This window comes from Candidatus Equadaptatus faecalis (assembly GCA_018065065.1).
Classification (GTDB): Bacteria; Synergistota; Synergistia; order Synergistales; family Synergistaceae; genus Equadaptatus; species Equadaptatus faecalis.
The window spans coordinates 1-19,035 of record JAGHTZ010000053.1; the positions used below are offsets into that span (position 1 = coordinate 1).

A 19,035-nucleotide genomic window follows, 5' to 3' on the forward strand; every position below is an offset into this window, starting at 1 on the left:
TCCTGATGCGGTGTCCGGGGAAAACCCCATAATCCCATCTCTTGAAAAGCACATAAAGAAAACGCTCAAAGAAGCAGGATTCAAAAGAATCTCCCTCAAATTAAAAGAGGCGTGTGAGATATGATATTTGAATACGTCACGAAAAATTATTTCCGACACAAAGACTACAACATTGAAAAGATAGTCTCAGGAGAAAACGGGCTGATGCTTTACCGAAAAGGAGAATCTCATTTCACCTATTTCCTCCCCTATGGCTTGAAGCAGGTGTACAAATATGAGTTATCCTGTGAATTCAAAACAACACACATCATAAAAGGCTGGAGACTGACAGAAGGTGAAGTGCCGCATAATATTGTGGAAAATCCCTTAACGCATAACAGATATCCGGTAAAAGAAAGAATATCTGCCGCGCTTGATGGAAAACGAAGAGGAATAAAAGGGCTGTGGGGGAAATCCAAAGATGATTGATTTTGAAAATAGTGTATTCAGGTTTTTTATCCTAATTATACTCGTGTTATTTATCATAATTGGCACTTGTGCTTTAGTTTCAATATTTAGTCCATCACCGGATGAATCTTCTCAAATCCTTGTTTCAGATATATCAGAACACAATACTAATCTGAATCTCAGAGATGTCTTTGGTTATACTGATCCTGAAACCGGAGTTTGTTATTTAATTTATGATGGGGTTAATAAAGGCGGGATTACACCTCGATATAATCAGGATGGTTCTCTGATGGTAAAAACATAGAGAATACAAATACATTATTTTTTCCATATCAAATAACCACATGTTAAGATAGTTTATAATTAAGTAACACACAATATAATTTATGTCAGATGACGAATCCTATTTATCATATCTGTTTTTGGCAAGCGGGTTTATAATTTTCGTTATAGGGATGGTAAATTCACTCGGTTATATTCTCACATCTCTGTTTGCTCTGCCGTTTATGGATGAAGAGATTTCAACTGCATTTGCAGACGCGGTTATTACTACAGACATCCCTCACCTTCTCACATCAGGTTCTCCAGTTCTTGATTTTATATTATTCGGGGTTTTACTGTTCTTACCCATTGGAATACTGGTAATGAATTTTGTACGCTCGTTAATCGAAGCAAAGCACACCGGAACGTATAATTTTACCATTCCTAATGGATTATGTGTTGCAGGATTCTACATAAGCGCATTATTCTATCCAGTCATAACTTGGTCTTCTTATCTCAGTTCAGCGGTGCATTTTATCAGCGTTGATGTTATTGAGGAATTTTTCCACAGTGCATATAATTTATTGTTAGTGCCGGCAATCATGTGTTTCATTTCAGTGTTGGTATTCATCGGCATTCTTGTTGCAATGATGGTTATCAAATTTGTTCACAAAAAACGGTATATGGTTACACCATTAACAGAGGAGGATATCTTTTAAATGAGACTCACCAATAAATTCAGCAATGACTACTCTGTGTGCAGTATAATCATTCTCATATTCTATTTCTGTGCAGGGCTTATGTTTGTAATGGCAGGTGCGTCTCCCGGGATGGTTGCAGAACCTGAAATGATACCTGATGTTGTAACTGGAGAACTGATACCAGTATCAAATCTTCCATTCCTTGATAATCTTTCACCATCGTATAAATCAGAGTTATATCAGGTCGCATTAAAAATCTTCAGCGGTCTTACAGTAGTGTGTCTTTCTGTCATTATGATTCTCACATTCGGCAGTCATACTCTCAGATACATCATTGATAAGAAAGAGATTCAGTGTAAAGACATCGAGTATTCGTTTGTTCTCTCTCCTTCCTCTTGTCTGTTTACGTGGTATATTCCGGCACTTGTGCTGAACATCGCGGCTAAATGGATGATAAACAATCAGAACATCTCAGCTGAACAGATGATATCTGATATCGCACAGTTCGATTCGTTATTGACAATACAGACGGTTGTATTTGTGGTTTGTTTTGTATTGTATGTGCTTCCATTCATTATTGAGATAATTTCAGCAATCAGAGATAAGTCAGAATGAAATATCTTCTATCGTGTCCGGAAACAGAAATGCTCTATCTGTGTGTCACTGATACAGAGTGGAGTACTTCTGATATCCCGCTGGAGTTAGTGCCGTATTTGCGGAAATGGCTGTCTGAAGGCGTGATAGTCTGTGTGAGGAAAAAAACACGGCGCAAACGCGCAAAATACCGTTTCAGTCATGAAGCACTGCTTCATTTTGAACGAAGGAAGATTATGACGGACCCATCATATCTTCTCGATTTAACATCATCGGGGAAAACACTTTATGAAATCCAAAGAGATACAGGAATCAATTTTTACAAGTTACGAAACAGGTTTGAAGACCTCATTAAAGATGCTGAAACTAAATAATGTCACTCTTCTTTTTAATGTTGTACTTATCTAATCAATAGAAAATGATGGAGGTATAGATTATGAAAAAAACAGTCGCCGGAATGTTAGTATTACTGTTTCTGCTGTCAGTATTGGTTATTCCAGCGGCAGCGGCAACAAATCTGATTACTGATCCGAATTTTAATAGTCTTGATAATTCTGGTTCTTTCTGGAAACATGTTACTGACGGTTCAGGTAGTGGGAGTGTCAGTATCACACATGATCCTGGGTATTTGTATATCTCAGCATCAAGTTCAAGTTCTACAAATGGATACTATGTTTTTGTTGAAACGAATAGTAAAATAGATTTAACCTATGTTGATGAGATTAAATTTAATGTAGGTTCTGTGCATACGAGTAGTTATCAGAATAATATAATTGTTGTGTTTGTTTCTGATGATGGTCGTGATTGGGATTATATCTCTTCTGAGAGAACAACTGGGGATCATTCATTCTCAGTATCTTCATATTCAGGGCAACATTATATTAGAATCGGTCTGTATGTAACTCCTGCGAATTCAGGTTATTGTACAATTAAGAATGTTCACGCTGATGATGTGAGTTATGCCCCGGTATTTTCTTCAGGTTCGTTATCAGTAAGTAGTGTAAATGTTGGAGATTCAATCACTGCGACAGCATCATTTAATGCGTATCCTGCATCAGGCTCAACATCTATCTATTGGAATTATCCAAAAGATGAAGATGTTAAAAAAGGATTATCTATTTCAAGCACTCATACGTATCAGACAGTTGGCACCTATACTGTTTATGCAGTAGCGAATAATGCTAAGGGCTATTCTGACAGGGCAACTGTTGGAACAGTTACTGTGCTTCCTCAAAAACCTGTCATCTCATCAGTAACTGTTTCACCATCAACAACCATATCTCCAGGTACGATAGTCACCTTTGTCGCAAATTATCAAAATGAGGCAACATCATTCACATGGAACTTTGGAGATGGTTCAACTGAACCCGGCGGGGAGTCTATCTACCACACGTACAGCACGGCTGGAACATACACACCAACAGTGACGGCAACAGGTCCGGGGGGAACGTCTGAGACATTTACCATCTCAACTATCTATTCAGGAACTAACTCTATCTCAGTTGACAGGACTGATTTAACATATACTTCTGGTGATGATGTTACCTTTTCATGGAATCTGCTTAATCCTGATTATTCAAAGGGATATACCTTTAGAATATATGAATCAGATTCAGCAGGTACGCAGTACAGACAGGTAATCACGCCAGTGCCTATTACTGGTGCATCAGTGACATCTCACACATGGAATACTGCTGGCGCATCTGGGTATTATGTCGGAGTAATCTATGAAGGCAGCAGTGTCTTAGTGTCTTCACCAGTGATAATGGTTCAAACTATGGCAACACTCACCGTTACTTTATCAGTTGATGCGGTAACATACACTGATGAAACAACAGTTACTTTGTATCGTAATGGTGAGCAGGCGTATCAGCAAACAACAACATCAGGAATGGTGCAGTTTTCAAACATCATTTCAGGAACGTACACAGTAACAGCTGCGACAGTTGGACACAGTCAGCAGTCTGCAACAGTCAGCGTATTGGAATCGACAACTATCAACATAGATTTCAAAACAGGAACTTCATCAGGAAGTACAGGTCAATCAGGAAGTACAGGTCAATCAGGAAGTACAGGTCAAGGTGCAGGCAACAATTACTCGAGGACATATATCACCTTCCGTATCATAGATCAGAATACTGGGCTTAGAGTATCGGGTGCGCGTGTCACAGGTTCAGCATTTGAAGCAACAAATCCCGTTGAATGGCTCGTTAATCAGTTGGGGGGTGCAACCGGGAATAACATAATTGGAACTGAACTTGCTGGTGTATCTGATGATAATGGTGTTGTATCGTTTATCATGTATCCAAACCTGCGGTATAATCTTGTGTTAGAGCATGACGATTTACCAGAACCATCAACACGCACATTCAGTCCGTCTTCATTAAGCACTGAATATCCCTGGTATATCTCATTCCCTCACGCGGATGAAACCACAAAAAAGAACATCAAAGTTGAGGTAACAGTCTCAAACGAAGGATTAGTAAATGTCACCTATAAGGACTTAACACAGACCACATCAAGCATCTTAGTAAACGTCTATTCCAAAAACGAAACCTCAAACGAGTATGATATTCCATTCGGTTCTGGAAGTGGAGGAGGCTATGATGCAACAATTCAGGTTCAGCTGCAGAACTATCTTGGAAAAGATGTGAAGATTGTTGTAACGAGTAACACCAGCGCATACGGTCAGGTCGTAAAAACCTATTATCACACCTTCTTAGGTCCGTTTGTTGACTTAGGACTCCCTTCAGGAGTCTATATCTGGATATGTCTGCTTGTTGCGGTATTAATCGGAGGGGTTGCACCATTTGTAAACAGTTATGCAGCTTGCTTCTGTATTGTCTTCTTTGAATGGATGTTCTGGTTCTTCGGTTGGTTCTTCATTCCAGGTCAGTTTGTAGTGTTGCCGCTGTTGATTTTCGCAACAGTGTTGAGTATATTGTTCTATATGCAGAGCAGGAAGTGATATCATGAGAATTAGTATGTGGTTAGCAATCTTTCTTACCGTGTTTGGCGGAGTGTCTGCCGCGCTGGTAGGAACCGGAGTGTATCAGGTGTCATACTTAGATGACACTGAAACAACTCCCTATTATAACGAAAACACGATTACAAAATTAGTTGAAGCAGGAACACAGGCTGAGGATAACCCGCCAGGCGGTTATACCGGCGCGGGAATCAGTCTGTTTAGTGTTGCATCCTGCCTGATTGCCGCATTGAGTATTATTCCAATGCTTACGATGATGGGAATCCCCTGGTATATTGCAACAATATTACAAGCACCTATCTGGATTATCTATGCAATGGAATTCTATGCAATCCGGAAACAGGTAGTAATTGGTTGAAATTGTATTTGAGGTAAAAAAACATGAAACCCACCAAAACCCTAATCACCCTTGGCATAACAGCCCTCATACTCGTATCGCTTTGCATAACACCAGCCGCAGCAGCGGACGACACACACCATAAAACACTTGGTGAAATCATCCACGACAAAGTAGAATCAAACCAGATAACCGCAACCGGATATGAAACACCAGCTGCATCAGTAACGCCTGAGAGTGCTGACAAACAGACAATCAATGACAAATTTATATTACAAACTGAATCAGGGGGCACATACTATCAATGGCAGTACAAATTCCTGAATGGTGTTGAGTGGAAAAATATTGCGGGCGCAACAAGCAGTCAATACATCTTCACACCAACGCAGATAGGACTTTCCAAAGGTCAGTATCAATTCCGCGTGCAGATTACTGCATCTGGATTAAACTTTGAATCAGTAACCAATGCGATTACAATTTACTCAATCCAGCCGCGTCCTATGGCAACTATGACAATGGCACCAATTCCGACAGATTCAATCACCGGACTTACTGATGCTTTCGATGTCGAACCCGGGCAGTATCCTGACTTTAAGCAGGCAGTCAAAGCAGTTGTAAACCCGATTGAAGGAGATTTACCGGATGGATTCTTATTTGTGATTGTCTTCGGCGTCATCTTCCTGATGCTTTGGTTAATCACGAAGAATACCGCAGTGCCTTCAATTATCGGATTGATATTCGGAGGAACGATTCTGGCATTATTCCCAGCGTCATATTACGGTCCGGCGATTGCCATATTAGCGATTAGTATTGCAGGAGGTATTTACCGTGTCTTCCAGCCGCCGAAGTAACCAGAAAAATCCGAAGGAGAAGAAAATGTCTGATAAGATGATGTTAAAGTATGAACTGTTCGATGAATCAGGAAACCGGATTGTACACAGCGGGATGACTCCCGCAAAATCCGGTTATGACCGGTTAGGTGAGTTGTTGAATCTGTATATTGGAGGTATCAAATGATTCCATTCATTCTGTGGATTGCATTAATTGTGATTGCTGTTCTGCTGTTAGCGTATGCAATTCTGGTTGAGTCACCTGTTCCCTACAGTGAGATTGTCGCATTAGTTATTTCAACAATTATCACATGGACTGTGACTATTCTGTATGCTTCAGGAAATGTAGTTACCGAGCAGGTATCTGTAGTTAAGCAGACTGTTGTTGATAATGTAACAACCTTTGAATATGACTTACTGCAATATCCGGTAATTGACGGCACGGTTACGGCTTTGCTGATTACCTTTGCTATCGGATTATCCTTGTATTGTATGTATATCCTGATTCCTACAGTTGTTGAACTGGTTAATGGAGGTAATGCGTAATGATTAAAAAAGTTGCAGGTATTATTATGGCAATGGCAATTATCTTAATTGCCTTAGTCTTCTGCGGTTCTGCCCTCCTCTCAGTTGATACGTCAGGTGTTGAAGGGACTGCACACGAACAGACGATGAACACGATTATCACAATCGGAGATGCATCATTTAATCTGCTGATTGTGGTGCCGGTTATTCTCCTTGTCGGCGCATTTATTATTGTGCTTAGTCTGATTAAGACAAAAGGAAGTTCAGGCAGAAGAAGAAGGAAAAAGAGATTCTAATCTTTTTTGTCACTCTTCTTTTTATTGTCGTTCAACTAATTTTGCGTGAGTGTGTGCAGTATTGAGAATCTCAATTATTCTCTCACTAAATCCGTTCCTTATCAGATTTGAACTGTCAGCTGAATCAGCACCGGAGTTCACACATGACATAATGTCTTTTAGGGTTCCAACTTTTCCAACGTGACAATTTAACTCATGTTTGTGTGCAAAATTTATCCATTCATCCAAATACCGATATTTCCAGATATTATCTCCTCCAATAAAAATCCCAGAAATACAATCTGTAAATTCCTTTATGTCGTCAGGTTTCATTCCGTTTTGAACAGCCAAATAACAAGGAAACATATCAGTTATGAACAGATATTTTTTAGAGAGTTTAATTGACTCCTTCCCGTTTCTTACTACATCAGGAAGCACAATAAAATCAGGCTTTAATTTTTCGGTATAGATTCTATTTAGAACTTTAATGAATCTGTAATGGTTGAATGATTCACCATGTGTAAAATCAGTCCACGCACCATTATCTATTGCATAAAATGAATAGGGTTTTCTAAAATCAGCTGCACTAATCATACACCCTATTCCATTTTGAACTAAAAAGGAGATTCGTTTATGCGAACCACCACAATGAGAGGCGTAGTACTTCATTTAATTGTTGGTTGAGATCAATCCACCTCAACTCTCCATTTTCCCTGCATCTTCTTCTTACAAATAACCGCATTAATAACAATCCGCGTCTTATCAGGTTCTGCAAGATCGTATGCGGCTTTCCACAGAGTATCATTTAACCCGTCAAGGGTATCTGCAACCGTCTTTCCGATTTTCCGACCATCAACATATTCACGCTGTCTGTTCATTCTGCAAAGTAATCTGTCTCTTGAAATCATGTTTAATCATCTCCATTAAGTTTTAAGAAATTGTGTGAGTAATACGTCTTCGGTTCTTCACCGTAAATCCTAAAAATCTCTTGCATGAATTCAGTTCTTGAGTTGAAACCTTCAAACCACCATTCATTATCAATTAGTTGTTCAAATGCTTCTGCGTCATACGTACATACAGAGATAAGAACAAATTTACCTGCACCTTCAATAAAAAACACATCCCCTATCTCACCTTTCATTCCATCCCTTACAGTATGAATTCTTCTCCCCAGTATTACTGGGTAAGATTCTCCGACATAAGAAGCTGCATTCAGATGACGTTTCAGATTCTCTTCAGTAAATTTAATTCGCTTCATTTATATCCTCTTTCTCCTTTTAATAGCCTCACACGCAGTACTGTTCGGACCTCTGAAATGCTTTGCTACATCGCAGAAAATATGTCTGCTGCCTTCATCAGAAACACATCTCTGATATATTTTGCAGGAAAAACACGTAGTCATGTAGCTCTGTCTCCATCGACATGAATCAGTCTCTCTTCTCCAATAGAAACAATCTCATTGTCCTCATTCATCTCTCCATATCTGATTCTGATGTTGAATCCTTCATCATCTAATTTAGCAATCCGGTTAATTCTGCTTACTAAATTCAGATTAGAAATCATCTGAGTGTTTGAAAATCCCTTTCCGCTTCCGCCTGCTCTGTGTGCATCAACAGTCATAAACCAGGAATTCTTATTCCTTCTGGAACAGTTAATAGAATAGACAATTTTATTTACTGCCTTAGTTTCATTAATATCACTGTCTACAAAAAGTGATACGGCTGATTCAATGTCTTTGTATGTCAGCAACATAATAGATATAGTGTTTGCTATAACCATAAAGTATCTTACCAAATTTGAAATTGTCACTCTTCTTTTTATACTTGTAGTGTACTTTTTTGTTATGAAGGAGTATATCCGATGAAACTCGTAAAATTAAATCGTGAAGGAGGAGTTCTTAATGGAGTCCTCGATGACGTGAAAGTAATCATGATCATAGCTATTATCGTGGGCATGACCCCTGCTATTGTCGTCACTGTTCTTGGAGCATTCAATGTCACCCTTCCGGAAGCATGGCAGGGAGGACTTCAGGCACCGGGACTCTGGGTTACTTCATCCCTCTTAATCGGAGCAGTTGTAACCATCGGTCTTGTATCTCGTATCTTCCCCGCACTTAACAAGCTCGGCGGAAGAAAGAAGAACAACAGATAATCAGGCGAAACAATGTCGGCAGAATAGAGACTCTCTCTATTCTTTTTAATCACTACACACCTATTTTACTCACTTACAAATCTGAGAACATGTCTGAGGATAAAAATGTCAGATATCAGAAGAAAAAATCTTGAAGAGATTGAAGATGAATCTGAAGAGTATTCTGAGGAAGAATATTCAGAAGATGAACAGACAGATGAATCTGATGAAGAAGATTCAGCTGAACTTGATTATGGAGACAACATCACACCATCTGGGATTGATGTTGATGACGGACCTGAAATAGGTTCTGAAGAAGTTGCCTTATCCCGGGATTATATCTCGTCAGCGTCTGCAAAGGCGTTTAAGATGGCAATTAATCAGGCACCGTTAAGTATAGGCTGTAAACGTGCATTTTTGAATGTGATTGATGCGAATTTCAACAAGGATGTGTTTCTGGCGTACATCACAAACCCGAATGTCGCAAAATTGAACTTGAAACTCGCATTAAGTCACGTATCATTAAGCTGTTTGCCGCATGATGTTGAACAACCTGAGTTCCTGCAGCTTAAAACAAATATCCTTGAATCGTTCCCGTTTATCATCTCTCGCGGTATCGGAGGGCGTGAACGGTATTATCAGGGCTTGCATCGCTCTGAGTCACGGGCAGGAGAATCTATAGATCAATTCGTTCCCGAATCGAAGAACAAATCTGAGACTAAAAAAGGCTGGATGTCTTTATTGAGGAGATAAATTATGGACCAAATTTCTATTAGTCCTGTAGTATTATGGATTGTAATTGGTATTGCTGTTTGTGCAGTAATTGCCGTATTAATTATTTATTCACGTTCAAAGCAGTATAAGAAAGACATTGAAGATTGGTGTCCTGAAGCACCCATTTTCACTGAAGCACGTCAGCGCGGAATTCCGGTTCTTGCTCTGCATGATTCAGGTTCTGCATATACGCGGTTCTTACTCGGTGAAACAAATACCCGGGCTTCGTGGACTTTCAAAGCAGGAGAATTTGAGGTTAAATTCAGACCTGACTTTTCTTCACACTGCGAACCTGACAGGTATTACGGAAATCTCGAAGTATATCACGCGGCAACGCATCATCCGGTTTTCTGGGGCGTTAAATCGATTATTGCATTGAACAATATCATTGACCTGCTGAACAGAAAAGAAACGGTTTGTGTGGGCTATGATGATGATGGAAATGAAATGTATGAAATTGTTGAACCGTTTGCACGTCTGAGATTCCTGAGAACTAATGATTTAGTATCCCTCATGAAATGCAATGCGCAGGACTTAGAGGGTAACTGTCAGATGTTTTTGAAGGAATACGCAAAGCGTGACGTAGGTCAGCCTATGCCTGATTCTGTTGATGACTTTGTTTCTCTTGTGCAGGAGGCGGTAAAAGAGTTTGAAACAATGCCGCTTGAAGGAGACCCTGATGCACCGGATAATTACTACATGGATACATTTGAGACTGTTAAGTGTGAACATCCGGTTGTAGAAAAAATCAGAAAGATTCCAAAACTCCTTGTGAAGAAAATCGAAGGAGATACTGAGGAAGTTGATGAAACATCTGATAAACCGATTTACAAAGTAGGTATCAGGCACCATTGGAAACTGTCGGGATTCAGTTACAAATACGGTTTATCCAATACTCCTATTGCGACATTTGCACAGGATGTTAAATCAATGGAAGAGATGTCACGTGAACAGGGTAAATCCGAAAAGGATGAACACGAAAATAAGATATGGTCTAAGGTGATTATGTGCATTATTGTAATGGGTGTTATCATCTTTGGTATCATTGCTCTGGTTAAGCTGCTGTGAGGTTCTATGCTGCAAAATGCACCATCTTTAGGGATGCCTTCGGAATCCCTCAGCAACTACATTATTTCAATTCATCAATCATACATAGAATCCTCTGCGGTTCTGTCTATTTACATGCTTTCAACAGGGAAGTCAGGGCGCGGAATCACCTTCAAAAATGCTTTCCAACTATTTTATCGGGATTTTTACCGTCTCTTTGCGGTCACTGAAGAGATGAAGATACTGCCGCGTGACAGTGCTGAACGAAGGAAGATTCAGGACTGGTTTAAGCGCGGTAAAGGGATATTAGATTTAGCAAAGACGGATAAACAGAAGGCTCTTGACTTCGCTGAAGAAGGGCTGGAGTTATCAAAACAGTGGATATCAATTCTGTATTCAAAGCAGATTATTCAGACTATGAGGAATTAATATGAAAATAAAAATCTATGAAGACACGGGGGATTTCGAGTGTAAAACGTGTACTGCGTTTGGCTGTGAGTATAAATTTATGAATCCTCCTTTTACGTGCAGTAACTGCGGGAATGAGATTTCAAGGCGGCAGTACATAGATACAAAGCGGGAATACTCGTTTGCTCTTTGTCCTGAGTGTCAGTATGAGATTGAGAAGAAACTGAAAACAGAAAACAGTATCCTCACGCGGGCGCGTGAATACGTTTCCTGCGTATGTGCGGGATTAGTTGGGGGGGTTAAACATGGCAGAAAGTAATGAGATTAAATCTATTGATATAGGCGTCTCTATTGGAGGTGCTAAGAGTAATTATCTGGCGAATCATTATTCAATGGTTCAGCGTGAAACAGATATGATTGCATCTCAGGCGGAAGTGCTGAATGTAAAGCGGTATCGGGGTTTAGTCGAACACCATATCGCACAAATCGCAAACGAACACAAACAGAATGAGCTGCGGAAAATTCTGGATGAGAAGTTTGAAGAAGAGTGTAAGCAGATGGCTGATAAACAGAGGGTTTCACCGGATGAGTTGAGTTCTGAGGATATCGATTCTGCTATGCTTTCCGCGTGTGCGTGCGTGATTGGTCTCATTACTGTTTACATGGATCAGTTTACCTCTATTGAAGAGAAGTATGAGGTTATGCTGTTATGACGTGTTACATTACAGAACGTGACTTAATGCGGCTGAAGCTGAAAGCACATCCTCCATCGGGTGAGGCTATCAAACCCTTAACCTCTGTTGATCCTGATGATGAAAGCAATAAAGAGAGGTTGAGCATTACGGATTATTGGACTGATGTTACTACATCAAAGATTAAATCTGATATCTCTTTCTTCCTGAATGGGGATAAGGGCGCGGGAAAGAGTTACTGTAATATGACGCTGGGTTATGGTTCAGCGCGTCACCTTGCAGAGAAGAACGGCGGTCATTGGACTGATTATTTCAACATTGATTTTATTGCCATTATGCTTCCTGAAGAGGTGAGTGATTTAATCCGGCTGAATGCACCTTTGGCGGTTAAAGACTATGATGATGTGAGCCCAGGGTATAACAGCAGAGCATTCAACAGTAAGGAGAATAAAGAGCAGAATGATATTGTGATTACGAACAGAACGGATAACAACATTCAGTTATGGTCAGCACCTGACCAGGGAATGACTGATAAGGTTCTGCGTGAGACATGCAATTATTACGGGGAAGCAGAACGCAATGAACGCGCGGTTATGAATGGGTTTAACATCCTGCGTATCTTCCGCGCTGAAAAGAATAAGAGAACGGGTGAGAGGTATTACAAACAGATGTGGTATGAGAATAAGAAACTCGTTAAGACTCTTCTGAAGTCTGATTATCCTGAACTGAAAGCACTGTTTGAGGAGTATGACAAGAAGCGCGCGCACGCGGCTAATGAGATGAAGAAGCTGAAAGAGGAGAGGAAGAAGGAGTTGGAGAAGAAACGCGCTGAAGGGGGAGAATCCAGAATCGGCAGGAAACCTCGCACCGGTTCAAATCCTGAGACTATCAGAAATGCGCATGAACGCGGAAAAATCATGAATGAGTTTTACCTCAAGGGATGTAGTAAGAAAGAAGCAATGAAGGAAGCGGGTATAACTAAAGGACAGTATTACAACTGGTTAGCATACGGGTTTATAGAGGAGGATGGAACACCAATAACATAATATTTTTTATAACTTAGTAACATGTTTTTTAAAATAAAGTATCACCACCATCAAAAATGTTCTTAGCCGCCCTACATTAATATCATTGGTTCAGCCTTCGGCAGGGCTATCTATTCCGGCAATCTAAGCACATCGGGTGGGTTGGAAACCGTAAGGGGGAAGCTCTGAAAAGGCGGCGTGTAAGATAGTATAAGGTTATACGCAGCTAACAAGATATTGCAGTCATTCATAATATTACATACACCAATCTGGAAATCAGTTATCACCTAATGAAAACTCCAGGATTCCCATGATTATGAATACTGTGCTGTTGTCGGTTTCCTTTCCACGTTCCAAAGCTTTGAGGATTCCGATGTTACTCCATAAAGGCATTGACCTTTGTTCATACGGTGTCATTTGGTTACTAACTCCATTAGTGTAGAGGTCAATCATTCGGGATTTTGAGTCCTGAGACATCGGTTCGATTCCGATATGGAGTATCTGAGACTGAATTTCAGAGAGGTAGATTCGGGTTTATTACGGTTGAAATTCAGTTCTCAGTTTTGATGCGGTATAGATTTAGGGGTAAAATCCAGGTCGTGCACAATCAAGGTTCTCAGGGGATACCTGTCAGCAGTTCGAGTCTGCTTGCCGCAATGCAGGGTAGAGTAGTGGTTTATCTCATCAGGCTCGTAACCTGAAGAGCGTCAGTTCGATTCTGGCTCCTGCAATATGTCTTTTAGAAAAATGGATTACTGGTTTTGGAGATATAGAAGAGGCAGACGGATGCTTCTGTGTGCCTGATTCTGTCACTCTTCTTTATAATGTTGTAGTGTACTTATTTTCAGTAAGGTGAATAAACCATGTCTGTATCCTACTTACCTAAAACCAAGTCTGAATTACAGGAAACCGCTAAGCGTCTTCAAAAGAAATTAACTGCATTAAATGCAGAGAAGAGGTGAAAGGATGCAACCGCAAATAAAGCGGCTAAAGAGTACAGAAGATTGGTAGATATTGAACCAAGAACAAAAGAGGTTAAAGCAAAATTAGACAAAGCAATTATTAACCTTGAGAAAAAACGATATGCCGTATTTATGGTTACCAATGAAATTTACCGCATAAATGTTGAGCTGTCAGACATTAAGAAAAAATTAAAATCACAGTATTAATGGGGAGTTACAATATCATTAGATTCCTGCTGCTTGTGGGATTTATCGGTCTGATATCATTAATCTCAGTTCTTATCAGGTCTGCATTAGTGGATACCAGCAATCTATTGATTGAACAGGGCATGTTATCAGTGGATACAGTAAATACCATGACTACTATCCTAACCGTTACTCAATGGGCGCCGGTTATCTGCATTATTGCCTTAGCAATCTGGGCAATATCCAGTGCGATTAACAAAACAAATTCTGAGGAGGATGACTAATGGCATTTACGGGTGCTGACTCGATGCGTCAGGCAATCATTATCTTTTTCGTCTGCTGTTTCTCGGCTGCAGGGCTGGCTTTAGTGGGCGGTCTGATTCTGGATACGTGGTTTAATGCAATGTTTGATGCCGGATGGTTTGAACTGCCTCCGGAATGGGATACTAATAATGTTGTAAGTTTCCTGATGCGGCTGTTCTATTTCGGCTGTATTGCTATCTGCATTTATGGGATTGTGGTTCTTATCGTTACCATCTATCATAAGTATGTCCTTGATGAGGATGAAGATGATGATGACGAAGATGAGATTGGTTCAAGTACGTACATAGGCGGGAATATCTGATTGATTAGTCAAATCTTAAATTCGGGATTGTCTCAATCCCTTGTTTTTACTCTTCTTGCATTCGCGGCTATTATTCTGTTCTTTATTCTAAAGGTTGGTGCTGATTCAGATGTTGTTTCGCGCACGTATGAAGATATAGATATGTATATCCCGGGTTTTCTGGGAACGGCTGCATTACCACATTTCTGGATGGCTTGTTATATGATTTTTCACGGGTTTGCAGTGCTCTATATTCTCAATATGGCGTCTATTGCGTTTCTGTGGTTTATCAGTAAGAAGGGCGTTCTCGGCGGTGCTGATGCAATTTCTCTGATGCTCGCGGCTGTTCTTATCCCTTGTCTGTTTCCGCTGTTCATCTGCTGTGTGTGTACGGCTGGAGTTACTAAATGGATGCAGAAGAGACATCCTGAGATAACTGCTTCGTGGTCTGAAAGAAAGGTCCCTCTGCTTCTTCCTATGAAGTGGGGGTATCTGTTTTCGCTGCCGCTGTCCGTTTTGTTTATGATCGCGGTTATTTTCTGATTGTCACTCTTCTTTTTATTGTTGTACTTAACCATAGGTTAGTATGACTCAGCCTGTTATCACACCTAAAAATATTGTTACATCTGGAAATAATGCCGGAGTTGACCAAAATAACGGCACCTTTAAAGTATTGCAGAATCAGCGATTGCCATCAAATACTGCAAATCAATTATTCCAGGCAAATCCGGTAAATCCAACTGTTGCAGAATGGATTAGGGTTGCAGGTTCAACGATATTTCAACCCATTCTGAAATATATTGATTACTCTGATAAAGCAATTTCAGACACACAGAAAGCAGTTCAAACAGATACAACACCAAGAAACGCAATCCAGAGATTATATTTAGATACGTACAATAATTTACTCACTCCAGCAGCCGAAAAATATAGCAAAGATATTGCATCAGGTCAACCGTTAGATAAAATCAGAGGAGCAATAGAGTATTCCCTTGCATCAGTTCCCGCAACTATCCCAGCCGTTCTTATGGGAATTGCAAATATCGGAAATGTTAAAGATGGAGAGGGAACGGAAAATCTTGTTACAAACACATTACCAAACATCGGAACTGCATTCAAAGAAAATCCTGAAGGATTTATTGCTTCAGCTGCGATTGCCGCCGCTACCAGCAAAGCCCTTCCAAAATTACCAACCGCATTAAAAACAACCATAAAAACAACCCATAAAACACCAAGCATACCAAACACTCCGAAACCAAAACAAACGATTACTACAACCATCCAGAAAGACGCAATACAGCCGGCAAATCTCAATGTGAGAAGCCCGCGGGACTTTATCAAAAACCCGACATCAATTAAACAAACGCCGGTAAAGACACCGGCAGACATCATAAAAGAACAAACTCAGATGAAAAACGCGCACCCTAATCTGAATGTTGTTTTCCCGAATGAAGCAATCAAAGGAATCAAAGACAAACCTATCTCAAAAGTCCCCAGCCTTCCTGCTGAAATTAAAAAGACCGGCACGGGAAATCTCAGAATCAGGACTCCTGAAGATTTTATTAAGAATCCTAATCCGATTAAGAAATCCCTGGATAAAACACCTCAAAGCATTTCAGCTGAAAAACAGAGAATCAGAAAAAGCAATCCGAAACTAAGAATAAGATTCCCTGATGAAATCAGCGGCACAAAGTCAGCCGGACAGCCTTCAGGAACGTCTAAGAAAAATGTTGGAATCTCAGGAGCAGGAGGTATGGGATATGCTTCAAGGATGTCTAATAAAAACATAGGAATGATGGCATTAGGTGCCGGTTCACTTGTCGCAGCTCTTCCAAATCAGGATGAGATTAACACATTTGTTAGCAATCTGATTACCAACACCATAAAAGCAGATTCAACAGAATCTTATCCTACAAACTTAGATAAAACCAGTTGGGATAAGGAAGGAAACAGGATTGTGAGCCCTACAAACAGCGGCATAGAAGGAAATAGAGACGCTTCAGGAGAGATAATATACAATTCATTCTCCAATCCTGAAATCAACCCTGCAAGAGGCAATTATTCAGAGATGGAATCAACCGGAAACAGATATGAGTATTCACGAAAAACAGGAAACTCTAATGAGATGGATTCACCCACAGGAACATCATTAATCACAAGTGAGGTTAATCCGAATAAAACGATGAATGCTTTTCCCGCTGAAATCTCCATCAGCAACAAAACAGTGAACCAAAACAAGAACAAAGAAAAAACAAAGAATGAGGAGAAGACCAGAAACAGAGAAGCGAATAGAAATGTATTCGCACCTGAATACAGGTATGAGTATGAAAATGAGTTCGTGAGAATACCATCATTAAAGCGCAGAAAATTACCTGATGACGGTTCTGAATCTCCAAGAAGGAAGAAGAAGAAGACGAAGGGAAGAAAGAATGTGCAGATTGTAAATTATCTGCCCTGGTTATCTGAAGATGATGTTGAAGCAGATAATTTCTCATGGTTGAAACGCGATCTTAAACCAATGAGAACTCCAGCCGGAATCAGAAAAGCAGGAACTCCAGCCGTGAAGAAAGCAGTTGCCGCGTACAATGCAGCAGTAAAAGCGTACAACACCGCGAGAAAGAAACTGCTGAAGTTAGCAAGAGCAGGAGACAAACCGGAAAACAAACGTGCATACGCTGAGCTGAAGCGGTTATACAAATCAGCCAAATCACTGAAGACAGCCGCACAGAAACAAATCAAAGCCTACAAAATGTAAGTCCGGCAAATCTTCTTTTTTTCTTTTCCCCCGCTTTTCTTTTTTTCTTCTGTCACTCTTCTTTTTATGGTTGAACTTAACTACCAGTTAATAACGAGGAAAACTATGGCAACTCGTGCAGAACTTGAAAAGTCTATCAGGCGTGATGCGATTGCTTATGATAGAGCAGTTGCCGCGTACAATGCACTTATCCGTAAAGAACGGCAAGCGGGAAACATTAAGCAGTCAGGTAAGAAGATAACACTGACGAAGACCGCCGCCGGTAAAAGTGCAGGCAAACGGATTGTAGATGCTTACAATACTGTTGCACGCAAAGGAGCGAAGTTAAAGAAAGAAATTGCCGCGTACTCAAAGTACAGCACTGCAAGCGGCAAAAAGAAGGCGCGGAGGTAAAAAATGACGTACAAAGAATCCTTAACAAAACTCTATACACAATTCATTACTGAATACCAGAAGGCAGACGCACTTTCCAAAACCGGAAAAAGAAAGCAAGTCAGAGACTATAACTTTGATATCAAAGGTATCTGGATGGCGGCAGCCTCAGCAGTTTACAAAGAGATTGAGAAAAATGAGAAACACGCAAAAGGAGGTAAAAATGACCTACAGTAAAAAGACCGGAAAGGCAAAACGCGGAAGAAAAACAGCCAGAGCCACGAATGCACGCGGGATTGAAACCCTGAAAGCACGCCGCGAAAAAGCCTACTACAAAGTATGGGAAATTCACCGTAAACTTAGAGCAATCGAAAAGCAGGAAGACGAAGCCAGAGCTGAATTTATGAAACTCGACAAGGCACTGAAAGCACGTAACCGGAGATAAAAAATGACAATCACATTACCAGACATCAAGATGCTTATCAAAGAAGGAGCGGCGAAAGAAATCGACACGAAAAGCCAACTCCCCAAAGGCGCAAAAAGAATTGTAACGACACGCGGAACTTACGGAATGACCGGCGCATTATGGGTTAGCAAATCCGGAAAACTTTACGCCCTAACTGGTTCTGGAAAGATAATGGAATTTGGAGGGTATTGAGGTGTAATCATGGCAACTGCAAAAAAGACAACTAAAAAGACCACAAAGAAGACCGCACAGAAAACAAAGAAACTCACATTCAGTCCAAACAAGAAACTGAATTATGTCCTCAAAGACATCTATGAGTATCTTGAAGAATACGGCATTGAGGAAATTGAGAACAACAAAAAATTATTCCCGCGTGCTGTTGATTATGAAATTGCACAGGGCGGCGGAATGAGAATTTACTTTGATGACATCAGAAAACTGTACAAACGTGCAGGATACACTGGTGTTGATAAGTGGTCCAATGATAAGTTATGGGAAACCTACAAAAGACAGGTTGGATATGTTGCTGACAGATTTTTCTGATTGCTGGAGATGAAAAATTGTAGTATCCCGAAATTAGTTCAGTATTTATCTGATTCTGAATCGCATCCATCACACGCAGCCCAGAACCAGCTGTTCACGTAGTTCAGGATTCTTT

Annotated in this window: 29 protein-coding genes and 1 tRNA gene; 26 read left to right on the top strand and 4 right to left on the bottom strand. The window is 40.3% G+C overall.

Annotated elements, in window-relative coordinates; all coding sequences use genetic code 11:
* The first annotated feature begins 120 nt into the window (after positions 1 to 120).
* From KBS54_04310 to KBS54_04355, 10 genes are all read left to right on the top strand, one after another.
* Positions 121 to 468 carry a hypothetical protein gene (locus tag KBS54_04310; protein MBQ0055352.1) on the top strand — a complete coding sequence of 116 codons (348 nt, stop codon included), beginning with the start codon at positions 121 to 123 and terminating at the stop codon, positions 466 to 468.
* Complete coding sequence (locus tag KBS54_04315) at positions 461 to 751, top strand: hypothetical protein (protein ID MBQ0055353.1); 291 nt, start codon at positions 461 to 463, stop codon at positions 749 to 751. Before KBS54_04310 ends, KBS54_04315 begins: the two co-directional genes overlap by 8 nt.
* A gap of 82 nt (positions 752 to 833) precedes the next feature.
* A complete protein-coding gene (locus tag KBS54_04320; protein MBQ0055354.1) occupies positions 834 to 1,427 on the top strand; it encodes a hypothetical protein in 594 nt (197 codons plus the stop codon).
* Positions 1,428 to 2,024, top strand: coding sequence for a hypothetical protein (locus tag KBS54_04325; GenBank protein MBQ0055355.1), 597 nt, complete (start codon positions 1,428 to 1,430; stop codon positions 2,022 to 2,024).
* A complete protein-coding gene (locus KBS54_04330) occupies positions 2,021 to 2,377 on the top strand; it encodes a hypothetical protein (GenBank protein ID MBQ0055356.1) in 357 nt (118 codons plus the stop codon). Before KBS54_04325 ends, KBS54_04330 begins: the two co-directional genes overlap by 4 nt.
* Before the next feature lie 62 nt (positions 2,378 to 2,439).
* Positions 2,440 to 4,971, top strand: a complete 2,532-nt coding sequence (locus KBS54_04335) for a PKD domain-containing protein (GenBank protein ID MBQ0055357.1) — start codon at positions 2,440 to 2,442, stop codon at positions 4,969 to 4,971.
* Between the two features lie 4 nt (positions 4,972 to 4,975).
* Positions 4,976 to 5,347, top strand: coding sequence for a hypothetical protein (locus tag KBS54_04340; protein MBQ0055358.1), 372 nt, complete (start codon positions 4,976 to 4,978; stop codon positions 5,345 to 5,347).
* A gap of 23 nt (positions 5,348 to 5,370) precedes the next feature.
* Positions 5,371 to 6,177, top strand: coding sequence for a hypothetical protein (locus KBS54_04345; protein ID MBQ0055359.1), 807 nt, complete (start codon positions 5,371 to 5,373; stop codon positions 6,175 to 6,177).
* 162 nt (positions 6,178 to 6,339) lie between these two features.
* Positions 6,340 to 6,702 (top strand): hypothetical protein, encoded by a 363-nt coding sequence (locus KBS54_04350; GenBank protein MBQ0055360.1) that lies wholly within the window; start codon positions 6,340 to 6,342, stop codon positions 6,700 to 6,702.
* Complete coding sequence (locus KBS54_04355) at positions 6,702 to 6,977, top strand: hypothetical protein (protein MBQ0055361.1); 276 nt, start codon at positions 6,702 to 6,704, stop codon at positions 6,975 to 6,977. The genes KBS54_04350 and KBS54_04355 overlap by 1 nt, the downstream gene beginning before the upstream one ends.
* Positions 6,978 to 6,998: 21 nt before the next feature.
* Here KBS54_04355 and KBS54_04360 read toward each other — a convergent pair whose 3' ends face one another.
* The 4 genes from KBS54_04360 to KBS54_04375 all read right to left on the bottom strand — a co-directional run bounded on the left by KBS54_04360 (position 6,999) and on the right by KBS54_04375 (position 8,735).
* The gene (locus tag KBS54_04360) at positions 6,999 to 7,625 is read right to left on the bottom strand and encodes a hypothetical protein (protein ID MBQ0055362.1); all 627 of its coding nucleotides are present in this window, start codon (positions 7,623 to 7,625) and stop codon (positions 6,999 to 7,001) included.
* A 17-nt stretch (positions 7,626 to 7,642) separates the two neighbouring features.
* Positions 7,643 to 7,834, bottom strand: a complete 192-nt coding sequence (locus tag KBS54_04365) for a hypothetical protein (protein MBQ0055363.1) — start codon at positions 7,832 to 7,834, stop codon at positions 7,643 to 7,645.
* 32 nt (positions 7,835 to 7,866) lie between these two features.
* Positions 7,867 to 8,214 carry a hypothetical protein gene (locus tag KBS54_04370; GenBank protein MBQ0055364.1) on the bottom strand — a complete coding sequence of 116 codons (348 nt, stop codon included), beginning with the start codon at positions 8,212 to 8,214 and terminating at the stop codon, positions 7,867 to 7,869.
* A 140-nt stretch (positions 8,215 to 8,354) separates the two neighbouring features.
* Complete coding sequence (locus KBS54_04375) at positions 8,355 to 8,735, bottom strand: hypothetical protein (GenBank protein MBQ0055365.1); 381 nt, start codon at positions 8,733 to 8,735, stop codon at positions 8,355 to 8,357.
* An 81-nt stretch (positions 8,736 to 8,816) separates the two neighbouring features.
* Here KBS54_04375 and KBS54_04380 point away from each other — a divergent pair, with 81 nt between their 5' ends.
* From KBS54_04380 to KBS54_04455, 16 genes are all read left to right on the top strand, one after another.
* The gene (locus KBS54_04380; GenBank protein MBQ0055366.1) at positions 8,817 to 9,107 is read left to right on the top strand and encodes a hypothetical protein; all 291 of its coding nucleotides are present in this window, start codon (positions 8,817 to 8,819) and stop codon (positions 9,105 to 9,107) included.
* Between the two features lie 105 nt (positions 9,108 to 9,212).
* A complete protein-coding gene (locus KBS54_04385; GenBank protein MBQ0055367.1) occupies positions 9,213 to 9,839 on the top strand; it encodes a hypothetical protein in 627 nt (208 codons plus the stop codon).
* A gap of 3 nt (positions 9,840 to 9,842) precedes the next feature.
* The gene (locus KBS54_04390; GenBank protein ID MBQ0055368.1) at positions 9,843 to 10,928 is read left to right on the top strand and encodes a hypothetical protein; all 1,086 of its coding nucleotides are present in this window, start codon (positions 9,843 to 9,845) and stop codon (positions 10,926 to 10,928) included.
* 6 nt (positions 10,929 to 10,934) lie between these two features.
* Positions 10,935 to 11,336, top strand: coding sequence for a hypothetical protein (locus KBS54_04395; GenBank protein ID MBQ0055369.1), 402 nt, complete (start codon positions 10,935 to 10,937; stop codon positions 11,334 to 11,336).
* A 284-nt stretch (positions 11,337 to 11,620) separates the two neighbouring features.
* Positions 11,621 to 12,028 (top strand): hypothetical protein, encoded by a 408-nt coding sequence (locus tag KBS54_04400; GenBank protein MBQ0055370.1) that lies wholly within the window; start codon positions 11,621 to 11,623, stop codon positions 12,026 to 12,028.
* Positions 12,025 to 13,053, top strand: coding sequence for a hypothetical protein (locus tag KBS54_04405; GenBank protein ID MBQ0055371.1), 1,029 nt, complete (start codon positions 12,025 to 12,027; stop codon positions 13,051 to 13,053). The genes KBS54_04400 and KBS54_04405 overlap by 4 nt, the downstream gene beginning before the upstream one ends.
* A gap of 636 nt (positions 13,054 to 13,689) precedes the next feature.
* Positions 13,690 to 13,763: transfer RNA gene (locus KBS54_04410), tRNA-Thr, on the top strand.
* Positions 13,764 to 14,036: 273 nt separating this feature from the next.
* A complete protein-coding gene (locus tag KBS54_04415) occupies positions 14,037 to 14,201 on the top strand; it encodes a hypothetical protein (protein ID MBQ0055372.1) in 165 nt (54 codons plus the stop codon).
* Between the two features lie 262 nt (positions 14,202 to 14,463).
* Positions 14,464 to 14,805: a hypothetical protein gene (locus tag KBS54_04420; GenBank protein ID MBQ0055373.1), complete on the top strand. Its 342-nt coding sequence runs from the start codon at positions 14,464 to 14,466 to the stop codon at positions 14,803 to 14,805.
* Positions 14,806 to 15,327, top strand: coding sequence for a hypothetical protein (locus KBS54_04425; protein MBQ0055374.1), 522 nt, complete (start codon positions 14,806 to 14,808; stop codon positions 15,325 to 15,327).
* Between the two features lie 43 nt (positions 15,328 to 15,370).
* Positions 15,371 to 17,539: a hypothetical protein gene (locus KBS54_04430; GenBank protein ID MBQ0055375.1), complete on the top strand. Its 2,169-nt coding sequence runs from the start codon at positions 15,371 to 15,373 to the stop codon at positions 17,537 to 17,539.
* A 66-nt stretch (positions 17,540 to 17,605) separates the two neighbouring features.
* Complete coding sequence (locus KBS54_04435; GenBank protein MBQ0055376.1) at positions 17,606 to 17,932, top strand: hypothetical protein; 327 nt, start codon at positions 17,606 to 17,608, stop codon at positions 17,930 to 17,932.
* A gap of 3 nt (positions 17,933 to 17,935) precedes the next feature.
* Positions 17,936 to 18,148: a hypothetical protein gene (locus KBS54_04440; GenBank protein MBQ0055377.1), complete on the top strand. Its 213-nt coding sequence runs from the start codon at positions 17,936 to 17,938 to the stop codon at positions 18,146 to 18,148.
* Complete coding sequence (locus KBS54_04445) at positions 18,135 to 18,356, top strand: hypothetical protein (protein ID MBQ0055378.1); 222 nt, start codon at positions 18,135 to 18,137, stop codon at positions 18,354 to 18,356. The genes KBS54_04440 and KBS54_04445 overlap by 14 nt, the downstream gene beginning before the upstream one ends.
* Before the next feature lie 3 nt (positions 18,357 to 18,359).
* A complete protein-coding gene (locus KBS54_04450; GenBank protein ID MBQ0055379.1) occupies positions 18,360 to 18,569 on the top strand; it encodes a hypothetical protein in 210 nt (69 codons plus the stop codon).
* A 9-nt stretch (positions 18,570 to 18,578) separates the two neighbouring features.
* Positions 18,579 to 18,920 (top strand): hypothetical protein, encoded by a 342-nt coding sequence (locus tag KBS54_04455; GenBank protein MBQ0055380.1) that lies wholly within the window; start codon positions 18,579 to 18,581, stop codon positions 18,918 to 18,920.
* Positions 18,921 to 19,035: the final 115 nt, after the last annotated feature.

What these genes read in the sequence shown, in the direction of transcription:
- KBS54_04310 (MBQ0055352.1), top strand. Translation starts at nt 121, where the DNA reads ATGATATTTGAATACGTCACGAAAAATTATTTCCGACACAAAGACTAC.
- KBS54_04315 (MBQ0055353.1), top strand. Translation starts at nt 461, where the DNA reads ATGATTGATTTTGAAAATAGTGTATTCAGGTTTTTTATCCTAATTATA.
- KBS54_04320 (MBQ0055354.1), top strand. Translation starts at nt 834, where the DNA reads ATGTCAGATGACGAATCCTATTTATCATATCTGTTTTTGGCAAGCGGG.
- KBS54_04325 (MBQ0055355.1), top strand. Translation starts at nt 1,428, where the DNA reads ATGAGACTCACCAATAAATTCAGCAATGACTACTCTGTGTGCAGTATA.
- KBS54_04330 (MBQ0055356.1), top strand. Translation starts at nt 2,021, where the DNA reads ATGAAATATCTTCTATCGTGTCCGGAAACAGAAATGCTCTATCTGTGT.
- KBS54_04335 (MBQ0055357.1), top strand. Translation starts at nt 2,440, where the DNA reads ATGAAAAAAACAGTCGCCGGAATGTTAGTATTACTGTTTCTGCTGTCA.
- KBS54_04340 (MBQ0055358.1), top strand. Translation starts at nt 4,976, where the DNA reads ATGAGAATTAGTATGTGGTTAGCAATCTTTCTTACCGTGTTTGGCGGA.
- KBS54_04345 (MBQ0055359.1), top strand. Translation starts at nt 5,371, where the DNA reads ATGAAACCCACCAAAACCCTAATCACCCTTGGCATAACAGCCCTCATA.
- KBS54_04350 (MBQ0055360.1), top strand. Translation starts at nt 6,340, where the DNA reads ATGATTCCATTCATTCTGTGGATTGCATTAATTGTGATTGCTGTTCTG.
- KBS54_04355 (MBQ0055361.1), top strand. Translation starts at nt 6,702, where the DNA reads ATGATTAAAAAAGTTGCAGGTATTATTATGGCAATGGCAATTATCTTA.
- KBS54_04360 (MBQ0055362.1), bottom strand. Translation starts at nt 7,625, where the DNA reads ATGAAGTACTACGCCTCTCATTGTGGTGGTTCGCATAAACGAATCTCC.
- KBS54_04365 (MBQ0055363.1), bottom strand. Translation starts at nt 7,834, where the DNA reads ATGAACAGACAGCGTGAATATGTTGATGGTCGGAAAATCGGAAAGACG.
- KBS54_04370 (MBQ0055364.1), bottom strand. Translation starts at nt 8,214, where the DNA reads ATGAAGCGAATTAAATTTACTGAAGAGAATCTGAAACGTCATCTGAAT.
- KBS54_04375 (MBQ0055365.1), bottom strand. Translation starts at nt 8,735, where the DNA reads ATGGTTATAGCAAACACTATATCTATTATGTTGCTGACATACAAAGAC.
- KBS54_04380 (MBQ0055366.1), top strand. Translation starts at nt 8,817, where the DNA reads ATGAAACTCGTAAAATTAAATCGTGAAGGAGGAGTTCTTAATGGAGTC.
- KBS54_04385 (MBQ0055367.1), top strand. Translation starts at nt 9,213, where the DNA reads ATGTCAGATATCAGAAGAAAAAATCTTGAAGAGATTGAAGATGAATCT.
- KBS54_04390 (MBQ0055368.1), top strand. Translation starts at nt 9,843, where the DNA reads ATGGACCAAATTTCTATTAGTCCTGTAGTATTATGGATTGTAATTGGT.
- KBS54_04395 (MBQ0055369.1), top strand. Translation starts at nt 10,935, where the DNA reads ATGCTGCAAAATGCACCATCTTTAGGGATGCCTTCGGAATCCCTCAGC.
- KBS54_04400 (MBQ0055370.1), top strand. Translation starts at nt 11,621, where the DNA reads ATGGCAGAAAGTAATGAGATTAAATCTATTGATATAGGCGTCTCTATT.
- KBS54_04405 (MBQ0055371.1), top strand. Translation starts at nt 12,025, where the DNA reads ATGACGTGTTACATTACAGAACGTGACTTAATGCGGCTGAAGCTGAAA.
- KBS54_04420 (MBQ0055373.1), top strand. Translation starts at nt 14,464, where the DNA reads ATGGCATTTACGGGTGCTGACTCGATGCGTCAGGCAATCATTATCTTT.
- KBS54_04430 (MBQ0055375.1), top strand. Translation starts at nt 15,371, where the DNA reads ATGACTCAGCCTGTTATCACACCTAAAAATATTGTTACATCTGGAAAT.
- KBS54_04435 (MBQ0055376.1), top strand. Translation starts at nt 17,606, where the DNA reads ATGGTTGAACTTAACTACCAGTTAATAACGAGGAAAACTATGGCAACT.
- KBS54_04440 (MBQ0055377.1), top strand. Translation starts at nt 17,936, where the DNA reads ATGACGTACAAAGAATCCTTAACAAAACTCTATACACAATTCATTACT.
- KBS54_04445 (MBQ0055378.1), top strand. Translation starts at nt 18,135, where the DNA reads ATGACCTACAGTAAAAAGACCGGAAAGGCAAAACGCGGAAGAAAAACA.
- KBS54_04450 (MBQ0055379.1), top strand. Translation starts at nt 18,360, where the DNA reads ATGACAATCACATTACCAGACATCAAGATGCTTATCAAAGAAGGAGCG.
- KBS54_04455 (MBQ0055380.1), top strand. Translation starts at nt 18,579, where the DNA reads ATGGCAACTGCAAAAAAGACAACTAAAAAGACCACAAAGAAGACCGCA.